The sequence below is a fragment of the Paenibacillus oryzae genome (assembly GCF_001675045.1).
Classification (GTDB): domain Bacteria; phylum Bacillota; class Bacilli; order Paenibacillales; family Paenibacillaceae; genus Pristimantibacillus; species Pristimantibacillus oryzae.
In genome coordinates this window covers 35,358-48,491 of record NZ_LYPA01000070.1, presented here as the reverse complement: position 1 = coordinate 48,491, position 13,134 = coordinate 35,358, and the positions used below count along the sequence as shown (strand labels likewise).

The window sequence follows — 13,134 nt, the reverse complement described above, 5'->3', positions numbered from 1 at the left end:
ATAAAACATTACGCGGAGAGAATTTCGACAACAGATTTCGACAGCTTATCTGTTCGTTATAACGTATAATAAAAAAGGAAATTGCTCACATTAATCAGGAGGTGCCTTCTTATGTCCTCGTTTATTCGTTCAATCCGAAGCATTGAAAGAAGCCACCACTATTCTCCCGTTCAGCCGGTAAACCGTTATGCCCAGTTTGATGCCGTCCGCGAAGCTGCCGACGGAGGCAGAATGGTTTCTGCAGATGTTTGGGACAAGGACTATGCGAAAGCAGCCGGCGGAGCCGCGGAATGGCTAACGCTCAGCAAAAAAGCAATCGCTCAGCTGACCGACATGCAGCGGCAATTGGGAGGCAGAGAAGGCATACGGCATCCCGACGAGGTTGCCAGGCAGCTGCAGCATTTAACAGCCAGCATTGAGGACTGGAGAAACGTCTTTTCAAGACAGCGTTCTTTTTTAAAGGAGGAGATATGGGAGGCCGTGGAGCTTGCTTTGCGCCATCCGGCGGTGAAGGAGCTAGGGCTGCTGCGGAATGGAGAGGCCTCCATTTACGGAGAATCAGGCCAGCCAAGCGACAGGCATTCCGATACAGCTGGACTCAAACGGCTGCTGCTGGGAGCGGATGGCCTTTTGAATGAGCTGAAAACTGCCTTTTCCTACGCCGAGCAGCATTCTCCGGCCGAGCTTCTTAAGCTTCCCTTTTACGCTGCATATCCATATGCTCTTTATTACGGGGCATCACAATCCTATTTGCCGCTTCCCCCGCGGGGAGTTATATTCAACAAAACCATTTAGCAGGCCGCTGCCCTAGGGCGTGGCTGTTTTATTTTTTCCGCTTCGTTTGGCCATATAGAGCAAGCTGTCGGCCTCCTCGAACAAGCTTTCCTTGGTATCTCCCGGCGACCAGCTTTTTAAGCCTATACTTACGGTAACGGCTTTGCCGTCAATTTCGCTGTGCTTCGTAAAAGATAATTCCCGGCGCAGCCTCTCCATTTTGTTATAGGCTTCCATAAACGTCTGATCGAATAGAAGCAGGGCAAATTCCTCCCCGCCATAGCGGGCCGGAATATCGACTGGCGACATATGCTCGCGAATTAAATCGGACACCCTGGCAAGGATAAGGTCTCCTGTCTGATGCCCATAATTATCATTGATCTGCTTAAAGTTGTCGATATCAACGATTGCAAGGTGAAAGGGCGTTTCCTGACCGGCATATTGAATGGCAAGTTCAAAAAATTCATGGAAGGAGATATGATTAAAAAGCTTAGTTAAAGCATCTGTTTTGGACCGTTGCTGCATAATCGTGTTTTCAATCATCAGCGCTTGCTTGGCAAGCAGCATGTCGCGTAAATCGCTGGCCAGCTCTCGTCCTCTCAAAATAATAAACAGGGCGATAATCGTAGCCATCAGAAGAAATAGAGGGTAGGCAATCAGGTCAAAATGGGTGGTGTAGTTTCGGAAGCTGGCATTAAAGTAATACAAGCCGGCAAAAGCGGCTAACTGAAAGGCCGCCGTCAACAATGTCAGCTTGATGCGGTAAAAGGTAGTGGAGGCCAAAATAGGAAGAAGCATAATGGCGCCGATAATTCGAATATCCGCGTTTACGTGAATAATAACAGCAGATACCATTGTGCCGCCGGAGAAAATAGCATAAAATGCCCATCGGCGAGATAATTTCACGACCAAATGCGTAACGCCGTTAATGGCCGCCATCACGAGTGTCGGATAGATTAATGCATAGAGGTAAAACTCTTTTGCGGATGCCGGATAGGGTAAAAACAGGTAGCTTCCCAGCTGAGCCAAAAAATGAACCAGAATGGCTAGCCAATAAATGCGCATATACCAGTTCATCCACTTCGTTTGCCTCTGCTGCTCCTGCTCCGTTAGTAAAACGGAATGTTTCGATCTCAACAAGTTTCACCTCAGAATGATGACTATATTCCGACACACATTATAGCATATCCTTGTCGAACCTTGACATCCCCCTTGCCGCCTATATAGTTAGAGAAAGAGATGTCCGATAAGGCATACCATTCGCAACGGAGGAATACCTGCATGCCTGACCAAAACTCAATCATTTCGGAGCAGCTGGACAATCGAAAGCGGCTGCCCGTCGTTATCCAGGTTGTCGGCTACAAAAAAACCGGCAAAACCACGATGGTTTGCCGATTGACGGAGCTTTTAAAGCAAGCCGGTTTTACGGTGGGGACGATCAAGCACGATGCCCATGAATTTGAAATGGATAAACCCGCTACCGATACCTGGCTTCATCAATCCGCCGGAGCGGACGTGACCGCAATTGTTTCCTCGACGCGAACCGCCATTTTGAAAAAAAAACCGGATTCCCTGGAAGCCTTGCTCTCCGGCATGGACAGCTGTCATTATGTGATCGTTGAGGGATTTAAGCAAGCGGATTATCCCAAGCTTGTTATGCTGCGGCGCGAGGAGGATGCCTCTCTCGTCCTGGCCTTGTCCAATCCGCTGGCGTTTATCATTTGGCCGAATTGGCCCGCGGACGGTCCTCTGGCAGAAGTTTTAGAGACAACCCGCTTATCTTCTGTGCCAAGGTTCAGCAGGGACGACCACGCCTCTATTCTGGCCTTTATTCAGCAATCCCTTGCTTATGGGCATAAATCGCCGCTTGCGTTCGATCCTCCACATGGAGCTTGTTAAAAATATTTGTAATATGGAACTTGACCGTTTTGACGCCTATAAACAGCTCATCCGCTATTTCCTGATTGGATTTGCCCTGCGCCAGATGCTTCAGCACATCCATCTCGCGTTCTGTCAAATCGTCATGCAGCGGCGCTTGCGTCTGCTGCTTGGGCTGACGGAAGCGATTCATCATTTTGGCGGCTACCTGGGATTCCAGCACGGATTGTCCACGGGCGGCCGCCCGGATTGCCTCTGCAATCTCATTGGCTCTGGATGTTTTCAGCAAATAGCTGAAGGCGCCTGCTTCGATAACGGGGTAAAGCTTGCTATCGTCAATATAGCTGGTCAATACGATAACCTTGCAGTCGGGATGCTGCTGAAGAAGCTTTGCCGTTGTTTCCACGCCGTCCATTCCGTCCATAACCAAATCCATCAGCACAACGTCCGGCTTGTAGGACAGCGCCAGCCTTATGCCCTCATGGCCGTTGCTTGCTTCTCCCACTACCTCAATCCCGTCCTCCGTATCCAAAACGGCCGCCAGGCCAATTCGCACCATTTCATGATCATCCACAAGCAAAACTTTAATTGGTTTATCCACCGTTCTCCCCCCTTTAAGTTAAGACTCTATCGGTACCCACAAATGGATCGTTGTGCCTTCGCCCGGCTGAGTAATCACCTGAAGGCCTCCGCCAAGCTCCATAACGCGTTCTTCCATTGTCAGCAAACCGTAAGACGATTGCTTCTTTGCTTCCAGATCAAATCCGATGCCGCTGTCCTGCAGCGTCATATGCACTTTGTGATCGAGACGGAACAGCTTGATCGACATGCTTTCCGCCTTGGAATGCCTGAGCGTATTGGACAATGCCTCCTGTGCGATCCGGAACAAATGATCCTCCGAAGCCGCCGGCAGCAGGATGGATTCGTCGACCTCCAGCCTAATTTCCATAGGCACCTTTTGCTTTAGCTCCTCGACAAGCAAGCTAAGCGCCTGGCCCAAATTTTTGCCGTCCAAATGAACAGGACGCAAATGCAGCAGCAGCGCCCGCATTTCCGATTGTGCCACTGCGGCCATTTCCTCGATAAGCTGTACCTGCCGTCTTGCCCGCTCCCAATCCCGTTCGATTGTCCGGCTGACAGCAGTAGCCGTCATCGAAATCGCGAACAGCTGCTGGCTTACCGCATCATGCAGCTCGCGCGCCAAACGCTGCCTTTCTTCAATAACGGCGGTAAACTTCACCTTTTCTGTCCATTCCGCGTCGCTTTGCAGCGTTTGATCCGCCGCGTTATCGCTTTCTTCGCCTGCTTCAAGCGTAACCGGATAATAGCGTTTACGCTGTTGCTCCGTCAAACGTTTCAAAGACTGCTTCAGCTTCGAATTTTGCAAATATCCCTTAACCGTCGTAGCGGCAAGCGCCATACCTGCAAGGGCAAGGCCCGTAACGGCCCACGTTCCCTTTAATGGTATCCAGTTTATAATATTAAGGCCCTGCAGCACAATAATGCTTATGCTCACTATGAGAAAAAGCCACAATAACGACTCCACTCTGTTGCGCGTGTTAGCTTCCTCGGCCGGGTTGCCTTCCTTTCGCTTCTCTTGCTTGTTCTGCTCCTCCGCGCTCATGCATCCAGCTCCTTATAGAGGTTGCTTGCATTTATATGTATCCGGCCGTCATCTGTAAGATCTGCCGGCCGCTGGGCGAATTTACACATGAAAGAGCAGACCGTTAGACGGTCCGCCGCTTTCATGCCCTTTTCTTGTTGCTTGAGAATGGCGATATCGTTATTCTCCCGCCGTCTCTTCGGCTTTGGAAGCCGAAACGGAGGATGCGCCGCCAAGCTTGTTTTTGAGCGCCTGCAATTGCTCGTCAACCTTCATTTGCTTCTCCAGATCAGCCGTGCTGACAGGAGCTGCAGAGCCTACTCTGCCGTATCCGCCATATGGGGTGCGGAGCACATCGGCTTCCGCCTCCAGCTGCATAATTTTTTCTTCCATGCGATTAAAGCCTCTTGCTGCTGTTCCGCTATCAATCGTGCTGTTGGTGCTAAGCTGCGCCATTTGCTTTTGCGCTTTGGCGACCTGCGCACGGGATGCCAGCTCGTTGCGCTTGTTGCGCAGCTGATAGAATTCTTCCTTCATGCCGTGCAGCTGATTCATAAGCTCGTCGGCTTGATCCTTCGCCCCGGCGTGCAGCTCCAGATATTCCGTGATTTTCTGGTCAAAATAAAGCTTTTCCTCCAGCAGCTTGCGAGCCAGCTCTTCCTGATCGGCGCGCACAGCGGCTTCCGCTTTGGATTCGCGATCCGCCGCATTGCGGACGGCATCGTCGAGGCGTTGCTTCAAGCGGCGTTCATTTGCCATTTGCTTGGCAACCGTTACCTCTGCCTGATGAATTTCAGATTCCATGTCGCGCAAATACTGATTAAGCATAACAACCGGATCTTCCAGCTTATCCAATACCTCATTCACCGATGCCTTCGTCATATCCTTCATTCTTTTAAAGATTCCCATATTAAGATTCTCCCTTCTCGTATTTAGCCATTTTAGCTTTCAATTCTTCAATTTCGCGCCGTAATGCCTTTTTCTCAAGATCATCCATCATTGTATCGAAATCCGCGTTTGCGGCAGGTGGTGTCTGATTACCTGGACGAGTATTCCAGTTGCCGTTTCCAGCAGGGCCCGCAGGCGGTGGCGGCGGTGCGCCAAAGCCTTGGCCCCGAGAGTCGAAGCCTCCGGGAGCTCCGCCTTGGCCGAAACCGCCAGGCTGGCCCGGGTTGCCGCCAAAGCCGCCTTGACCGCCGTTCCCTCCATAGCCTCCACCGTAACCTCCGGGGCCGTGTCCGCCATAAATCGGCGGCTCCTTAGGCACAACCATGCCCGCAATGAGGTAAATGAGTATCACCGTTCCACTTGTCAGAACTGTTATGACGATCAGCAATATCCGAATGAGCGTAGCGTCTACGTTCAGCATCTGGCTTAAGCCGCCGCAAAGTCCTAATATTTTTTTGTCGCGTCTGGAACGATAGAGTGTTTTCAAGACGACCATCCTTCCTTCTCAAGCTTCCGTTTCAATTCCGAAAGCTCTCGTTCGATAACGGCCTTAACCGAATGATCAGGTCCGCTGTTATAGCTTTGCTCCATACGCCGAACATCTCGCAGGCTGCGCGCCTCATGCTCCAAATCGGTTATTCGGTCTTCCATCCGGCGGAACATAGAGCCGGGATTGCCTCCGTTTTCGCTAAAGCTTCCCGCCGCTCTGTGGTTCAAGCGCTGCTGCAAACGCAGCGACTCCATTCTTGCCTGGTAATACTCGCGTTTGTCGTATACGATCTGGTATTCGCTGCGCATTTCCCTCAGCTGCTCCTCCAGATCCACCGTATTTTGGCGGCTTTGCTCGTACAAATCGCGATATTGAGCGGACCTTTCCTCAAAGCTTGCTTTTTCGTGCAAGGCGATCCGGGCCAGATTTTCTTCACCCGCTTTAAGAGCCGTCATCGCCTGCTGCTCTCTGCGTTCCTTCTGGCTTTCCGCTTGCAGCCACTGGCTTCTGAGATGGTTGCTGTGTCCCGCATATTGCTGGTACAGCTTTTCTGCTTCTATAATATCCTCCCGGGTCGCCCACAGGAACTGGTCGATCATGCGAACCGGATCTTCTGCTTTCTCCAGTCGTTCATTTAGGGTCGCTACTGTAATATCTCGAATTCGACGAACGATACTCATCTAGTCATCCTCCTTCAATCAATAACTTCTTCTGCCGCTGCTTTTGAACAACGAGAGGCCGATTAAGATCAAGCCTACCGCGACTATCAGCATCAGCAGGCCGCCAAGCTTGCCAAGCAACATAAATCCGCCAATTGCAGCTAAAGCGCCGCCGATCCATTTCCTGCCGTTCACCCAGCCCAATATGCCAAAACCGATCAGAATAAAGGGAAGCAACAGGCTGAATATAACTCCAAAATTAACGTTAAAGAACTTTAGTGCCGCCAACCCGCCAACCAGAACAAGCAGCGCACCTAATGCCGTTTTTCCATTCATAGTCAATTTCCGCTCCTTTCTTCTATTAGAATTTATTCATTTTCACTTTCGTGCAAGCTTGCGTGCCGCTTGCTTATGTACTTAGTATAGATCACGCAAACCGTTGGTAAAACGGACTTTCGACGGTTTTTGAACTGGACTTAGGTCGAGCAGCGTACCCGCCTCCGGGGGCAGAAATGGGCAAACACCCATATTTTACAGCTTAAAACGGCTGCAAAGCCTGTGTTAGGGTGTAGGTATCAACCAGGAGGTGCATACCATGAAATCCAGTCTGATCAAAAAAACGATAGCCGCAAGCGTCGTCGCGACCGCACTGCTGACCTCAGGGGTTATCCCTCTTTCGGCGGGAAGCAGTTCTCAAATAGCTTCAGCAGCATCAGCTTCATCAAAAATCGAATCGGTGATTAGTCTAGGCGCCAAGTATAAAGGCACGCCATATGAATTCGGCTCCAATCGCAGCACAACCACTACCTTCGACTGCTCCGATTTTGTGAAGCATATATTCAAAAAAGCGGCAGGCATTACGATTCCTGGCTCGTCAGCCACACAGGCCTCTTACGTTAAGAAAAATTCGACCGTGAAAACAAGCTGGTCAAGCCTAAAACGCGGCGATTTGGTTTTCTTTATGTCCTACAAAGGATCAAGCAAGTCCAGCTATGCAAAGCTGGCTAAATCCAATCAAAAGGTTACCCATGTTGCTTTGTATCTCGGAGATGGCAAAATTCTGCACACGTATTCCCAAAAAAGCGGCGGCGTTCGCGTCGATTCCATCAAGGGAACCCAATGGGAATACCGCATGATTTTTGGCGGCAGCGTCCTGTAGCATTGCAGCCGATTGCTAACCGTTGATATGAAACGCCCCGTCACACTCCGCTTGGCTCAGCAGCCAATGGAGATAGGCGGGGCGTTTCTTTTTTATTTATCATTTGCCGTTTGCCGTTTTTATAATCGCCGCCGCCGTTCGGCTTGCTCACGAATAAACTGGTCAAACTGCCTTTGCTTCTCTTTAATAATGACTTCAATTCCTGCCGTTTTCAGCTTTTGGATATAATCGGGAAGAACACGATCGATATCAACCGAGCCCGTATCCAGCGCGCTTATATATTGGCGGTCTATATTTACAACAGCCGCCACCTCCGATTTAACCGGCGTGCTGTCAAAAACAAAGCCAAGTCCCGGCGACAACGTTGCGCCTTCATTGAATTGGCGGAATTTTTCCCACTTATCGGGAGATTCCGTGTCCCATACATCGTTCAGAAACTGATTGCCAAACATCCAGTTCGCTCCAAGGTTGTAGTCTTCCGTCCCTTTAGTTCGAGTGATGACCTTATCGCTTACCCGTTCATAATGGCGGCCTTCAATTCCATAATTAAGCAGGTTGTTCAGATAGGCGTCAGAATGCAGCAGATTAATAAGCTTCATAGCCAACACGGGATTGTCCGAGGTCGTGGATATGCCCAGCATAGAACCGGCCGTCTCGGAAGTTGCGATCGTTTTCGTATTAAGCTCCTTCTGCGCCAGCTTGCCCACCATGTTGATCTGAATCGCGATTTCTTCGGCTTTACCCGGCTTTAACGAGCTTGTGATGGCAAAAACATTGCCTGCGCCAAGCGCATCCGTATTCATGGTTTGATTTGTTGTTGCATCCGCGTTAATATAGCCGCTCAAAAAATAGTCCCTTGTAATATGCCAGGTCTCCAGATAACGGTCAATCGCGTAATTCGGCCGTACAACTGTATCCGTTCCGTCCTTTAGAATAAAACCGGGGATGGATGTATCGCCTAATGCATCGTAATTTCCGATGTAATGAGCATTAAAGGTTTCGCCTTGCTTCATATAAATAGGAAGCATATCTGGTTTGTTTTCTTTAACCTTTTGAAATATCTCGCCCAGATCCGCAACGGAATGAACGGCATCCATATCCAGGCCAAGCTCCTCGGCAATGTCTGCTCTGTAAATAATACCGCCCTGAGAGGCCATCTCTTTATTAGTCGGAATGCCATAGATTCCTCCGTCGATTTTAGAGCCTTCCAGCAAAACGGGGTCCAGACTATTCAAAATGCCCGCACCATATTGCTGAAGCAGATCGGACAGCTCCAGAAAAGCGCCTTTTCCGACATTAACGGCGTGTTTGCTCCATTGCGACGTAAAAATAATGTCGACCTTTTCGCGCGAAGCAATCATCAGATTGACCCGATCCTCCCATTGTCCCCAATCAATCGGAACCATATCAAGGCGCGCACCTATTTTCTCCTGCAAATATTGATTGATTTTATCCTCCACCAGCACTTCGTCATTCTGCGGTATTCCCATAAAAACCAGCTTGATTGTGTAATAATCCTGCGGCGTAATGGTGACGGGCGGCAATTCCAGAGGATTGCGAGAAACGCTTTCATTAGACTGTGTAAAAAAACAACCAGCAAGCAGCAACGGAGTCAGGAGAAGCAGCAATCCGACGCACGTCTGCTTAATAGCAAGACTTGTTTTCAAGGTTCTACTCCCCTGCCTTTTGGTTTTTTGGGAAAAAAAGAGATATCTTATATTGTAAGCCATAGTGATGAAATTGCAATACACAGGCAGCTTCTTCAAAAAAAACAAACAACAAGACGCCTCCCGCACCGCTTATCATAGCGGTACAGAAGGCGTTTTGTTATTGTCAAAAAATTGAAACCTTCATTTCAATTTATTTTGTTTTAAGAAACTCGTCGAACTGTTTTTGCTTCTCTGCAATAACTTTGGCAAGGCCGGCTTCTTCAAGCGCTTTGAGGTAATCTTTAAGTCCTTGCTCCGGATCAACCGAACCGGTCTCAACAGCCTTTTGGAACTGCTTGATTACGTTAGCCAATGCGCCAACCTCGGATTTAACAGGCTCACTGTTGAATACGAAGCCAAGGCCCGGCGAAGAAATGGCGCCTTCGTTAAAGGCTTTGAATTGTTCCCATTTGTCTGGCGCTTCCGTGTTCCATACATAGTTCAGGAACTGGCTGCCGAACATCCAGGCAGAGCCTGGGGCGTAGTCGCCGGATTTATCAGTTGGCGTAATGATTTCACCATTGCGAGTGTAGTGAACGTCTTCAATACCGAAGTTCAACAGGTTGTTGATTTCCTTATCTGTGTGCAGCAGGTTAATAAACATCATAGCGCGTGCAGGATCTTTGGACGTTGAAGAAATGCCCAGCATGGAACCTGCAGTTTCAGATGTCGCAACTGTTTTTTCCGTCATAATAATTTGCGCCATTTTGCCTGGCATTCCGGCAGCATTGGCGATTTCATCCGCTTTGCCCGGTTTCATCGGCTCGATTGTCGAGAACACGATACCTGCGTTCCATGCATCTTGCGGAGCAACCTGTGTTGTTGCCGCGTCTGCATTGATGTAGCCTTTAGTGAAGAACTCGCGGGCCAGCTTCAGATAATCCTTGTAGCGGTCCATGTCTTCAACCGCTTGAACGGTTGTATCTGTGGAATCCTTCAAAATTGCGCCTGGAATCGTACCGTCGCCCAGGAAATCATAGTTTCCGAAGTAGTGGGCGTTGAATACGCCGCCATTTGAATACAGCGGTGTCAAATCAGGACGTTTTTCCTTAACGACAGCATATACAGCAGCCAAATCCTCAGGTCCTTTTACATTGCTCATATCAATGCCGAGCTCGTCAGCTACGTCCTTGCGATAAACGAGACCGCCAGCGGATGCAAGCTCCTTGTTTGTTGGAACGCCGTAGTTTTTGCCGTTGATTTTTGCGCCTTCCAGGAAGGCTGGATCAAGGCTGTCTTTAATGCCTTGACCGTATTGATCCAGCAAGTCGTTCAATTCAATGAACGCGCCTTTGGATACGTTGTTGGCATGGCCGTTCCATTGTGCTGTAAAGTAGATATCGACTTCATCGCGACCGGCGATCATCAGGTTGATTTTGTCATCCCATGCGCCCCAGTCAATCGGCATCAGGTCGATCGTTGCATTGATTTTCTCCGTCAGCAGCTTGTTCAGCGCTTCTTCAACTACCGCTTCATCATTTTGCGGAGATCCAGGATATACGAGCGTCAGCTTGTGAGGCTTAAGCTCACCAACGGCCTCGCCTTTGTCGCCATTGTCAGTCGGGGTTGTGGTGGCTGCTCCTTTATTCCCATCATTGCCTCCAGTTGTTTTTCCACTGTTGCCGCCGTTGCCGGAGCAAGCCGACAGCACAAGCGCTGCAGCCATAACAAGCGCCAGCACTCCAAACCAACTACGCTTACCTTTTTTCTTCATTCAAATAAACCTCCCTAAAATGTGATAACGCTTTCTTCTGTGACTGTAAAAAACCCCTTGTGTCGTCAAGCATCTATGCTAAACCGGCGTTAGCCGGCTATAGCCAAATCTCTAATGAACCGTCCTCCCGTTAAGGCGGTTCAGCAGCCTTATACGAGAGGACCATGAATTCTGTAAGCAATCAAGAAAGAGCGAAGCGTGAATCAGCCTTTAACAGCGCCTACTGTAAGTCCTTTTACAAAGTATTTCTGGAAAAACGGATAAGCGAAGATGATAGGCCCAATGCCGACGATGACCATTGCCATACGCACCGTCTCGCTCGGGAAGCGGAAGGTTCCGCCCGCAGACCGGATGGCATTGGCAACATTACTGTTATTGGCTAGGAACTGAATATTCAGCATCATTTTGTACATGAGATATTGCACGGTAATGTTGGCGTCCTTTGTTATAAACACCAGGCTGAGGAACCAGTCATTCCAATACGTCAATGTTTGGAACAAAGCGACAGTTGCCAATACCGGGAGCGACAAAGGCAGGACGATTTTGATAAAAATCTTCATTTCCCCGGCTCCATCGATTTTGGCAGATTCCAAAACCGCATTGGGAATGGTCGTAATGAAGAAGGTTCGAATAATAAGCACAAAAAACGCTGATATCATAAGCGGCAGGATTAGAGCCCATATGTTGTCCTTAAGCCCTAGCATCTGTACATAAACGAGATACCATGGAACCAGTCCGCCTCCGAACAGCATGGTAAAGAAAACAAAGAAGGTAAAAAACTTTGCATGCGGAAAATCTCTTCTTGATATCGGATAAGCATACAAAGCCATAATAACAAGACTTAGCAGAGTGCCAACCACTGTCACGAAAATAGAGATACCATAGGACCGAATAATCTGCGTTGGATCCTTGAACAGAAACTCGTAAGCCTCAAAACTGAAGGCAGCCGGCCAGAATTGATAGCCGTCACGAACGACAGTAGTCTCGTTACTGAAGGAAACCATAATAATCAGAACGACGGGAATGATACAAATTAATGAATAGATGATGAAAAAAGCCTGTATGCCAAAAGCGGCCGGTTTGCTCAACTGGTTTTTGGGATTGGAGCCGCTATGCGCCGGCGTTTTCTCTGCTGTTGCTTCCATGAGGGCACCTCCATTCTAGAATCTTTAGAACAATGCGTTTTCTTTGTTGATTCGCCGCACAATCCAGTTAGACAGGAATACTAATGTAAAGCCAACAACGGATTGCAGCAATCCCGCCGCCGATGACAAGCCAATATCGCCGACTGTAAGGAAGGTACGGTATACATACGTATCAATAACGTTTGTAACCGGGAACAATACGCCCGATTCACGCGGAACCTGGAAGAACAATCCGAAATCCGCATTAAAGATACGGCCGATTTGCAGCAAGGTCAGAATAGTTACAACCGGCATAATAAGCGGGAGCGTAATGCTGGTCATCTGCTTCCATTTGCCAGCGCCATCAATGGTGGCCGCTTCGTAATATTCATCATCAATTCCGATAATGGCAGCCATATACATAACCGTGTAATAGCCTACCCATTTCCAGGTATTAACCAACGGCAGAATATACGGCCAAACCTCCTTGGTAAAGTACCATGAGACCGACTCCATTCCCAGCGCCGGCAGGAGCGTTTTGTTCAAGAAGCCGTTTTGATCGCTCATAAATGCAAACACCAAATAGCTGATAACTACCATCGAAAGGAAGTAAGGCAAAAACATAATCGTTTGATGCAATTTAGCCATAAAGCGATTTTTCATTTCATTTAACATCATGGCAAAAGCCAGCGGTATAATGAGGTTGAGAATAATAAACCCTCCATTATACAGCAGCGTATTGCGGGTGATGATCCAGGCGTCCTTTGTTTTGAATAGATATTCAAAATTTCGCAATCCCGACCATGGACTACCCAAAATTCCGTCCACATAGTTGATGTTCTTGAATGCAATCAGGATTCCGAACATCGGAATGTAGTTGTTCACAATCAGAATGACGATGCCGGGCAGCATCATAACGTAGAACATCCAATATTTGCGGAAGACACTTTTCTCCAGCTTTCTCCGGAGCGCCGAATTTCTCTTTAGCTCCGTACCGGCAGCTTTGGTTTCTGCAATTTCCATCGCCGTCCCTCCTTCTTCTCTCTTTGCTTTCTTTAGTTTATATAAAAAAAACG

General features: G+C 48.7%; 14 protein-coding genes. 3 read left to right on the top strand and 11 right to left on the bottom strand.

From position 1 onward, the window contains the following. Window positions 1-111: 111 nt before the first annotated feature. Entirely contained in the window at window positions 112-795 is a 684-nt protein-coding gene (locus A7K91_RS19500; protein ID WP_068685856.1) for a hypothetical protein, read from the top strand. Window positions 796-807: 12 nt separating this feature from the next. On the opposite strand, the gene A7K91_RS19495 is transcribed toward A7K91_RS19500, so the two are convergent. Then, entirely contained in the window at window positions 808-1,911 is a 1,104-nt protein-coding gene (locus A7K91_RS19495; RefSeq protein WP_245697679.1) for a GGDEF domain-containing protein, read from the bottom strand. Between the two features lie 144 nt (window positions 1,912-2,055). Between A7K91_RS19495 and mobB the strand changes: the two genes are divergently transcribed. Next, on the top strand, window positions 2,056-2,673 hold the full coding sequence (mobB, locus tag A7K91_RS19490; RefSeq protein WP_068685852.1) for a molybdopterin-guanine dinucleotide biosynthesis protein B: 618 nt from the start codon (window positions 2,056-2,058) through the stop codon (window positions 2,671-2,673). Here mobB and A7K91_RS19485 read toward each other — a convergent pair. The 6 genes from A7K91_RS19485 to A7K91_RS19460 all read right to left on the bottom strand — a co-directional run bounded on the left by A7K91_RS19485 (window position 2,603) and on the right by A7K91_RS19460 (window position 6,688). Then, window positions 2,603-3,253: a response regulator gene (locus tag A7K91_RS19485; RefSeq protein ID WP_068685850.1), complete on the bottom strand. Its 651-nt coding sequence runs from the start codon at window positions 3,251-3,253 to the stop codon at window positions 2,603-2,605. The genes mobB and A7K91_RS19485 overlap by 71 nt on opposite strands. A gap of 18 nt (window positions 3,254-3,271) precedes the next feature. Further along, entirely contained in the window at window positions 3,272-4,276 is a 1,005-nt protein-coding gene (locus A7K91_RS19480; RefSeq protein ID WP_068685848.1) for a sensor histidine kinase, read from the bottom strand. Between the two features lie 159 nt (window positions 4,277-4,435). Continuing rightward, window positions 4,436-5,164, bottom strand: a complete 729-nt coding sequence (locus A7K91_RS19475) for a PspA/IM30 family protein (RefSeq protein ID WP_068685846.1) — start codon at window positions 5,162-5,164, stop codon at window positions 4,436-4,438. A 1-nt stretch (window position 5,165) separates the two neighbouring features. Next, the gene (locus A7K91_RS27310; RefSeq protein ID WP_211274549.1) at window positions 5,166-5,699 is read right to left on the bottom strand and encodes a PspC domain-containing protein; all 534 of its coding nucleotides are present in this window, start codon (window positions 5,697-5,699) and stop codon (window positions 5,166-5,168) included. After that, the gene (locus tag A7K91_RS19465; RefSeq protein ID WP_068685842.1) at window positions 5,687-6,373 is read right to left on the bottom strand and encodes a PspA/IM30 family protein; all 687 of its coding nucleotides are present in this window, start codon (window positions 6,371-6,373) and stop codon (window positions 5,687-5,689) included. The genes A7K91_RS27310 and A7K91_RS19465 overlap by 13 nt, the downstream gene beginning before the upstream one ends. An 18-nt stretch (window positions 6,374-6,391) precedes the next feature. Next, window positions 6,392-6,688, bottom strand: a complete 297-nt coding sequence (locus A7K91_RS19460; RefSeq protein ID WP_068685840.1) for a LiaF transmembrane domain-containing protein — start codon at window positions 6,686-6,688, stop codon at window positions 6,392-6,394. Window positions 6,689-6,947: 259 nt separating this feature from the next. On the opposite strand from A7K91_RS19460, the gene A7K91_RS19455 reads away from it, so the two are divergent. Beyond that, on the top strand, window positions 6,948-7,511 hold the full coding sequence (locus A7K91_RS19455; RefSeq protein WP_068685838.1) for a C40 family peptidase: 564 nt from the start codon (window positions 6,948-6,950) through the stop codon (window positions 7,509-7,511). A 119-nt stretch (window positions 7,512-7,630) separates the two neighbouring features. Here A7K91_RS19455 and A7K91_RS19450 read toward each other — a convergent pair whose 3' ends face one another. The 4 genes from A7K91_RS19450 to A7K91_RS19435 form a co-directional block, all read right to left on the bottom strand. Next, window positions 7,631-9,178, bottom strand: coding sequence for an ABC transporter substrate-binding protein (locus A7K91_RS19450; protein ID WP_245697677.1), 1,548 nt, complete (start codon window positions 9,176-9,178; stop codon window positions 7,631-7,633). A gap of 193 nt (window positions 9,179-9,371) precedes the next feature. Beyond that, window positions 9,372-10,934, bottom strand: coding sequence for an ABC transporter substrate-binding protein (locus A7K91_RS19445; RefSeq protein ID WP_068685836.1), 1,563 nt, complete (start codon window positions 10,932-10,934; stop codon window positions 9,372-9,374). Between the two features lie 203 nt (window positions 10,935-11,137). Then, window positions 11,138-12,079 (bottom strand): carbohydrate ABC transporter permease, encoded by a 942-nt coding sequence (locus tag A7K91_RS19440; protein WP_068685834.1) that lies wholly within the window; start codon window positions 12,077-12,079, stop codon window positions 11,138-11,140. 24 nt (window positions 12,080-12,103) lie between these two features. After that, complete coding sequence (locus tag A7K91_RS19435; protein ID WP_068685832.1) at window positions 12,104-13,081, bottom strand: ABC transporter permease; 978 nt, start codon at window positions 13,079-13,081, stop codon at window positions 12,104-12,106. Between the last annotated feature and the right edge of the window lie 53 nt (window positions 13,082-13,134).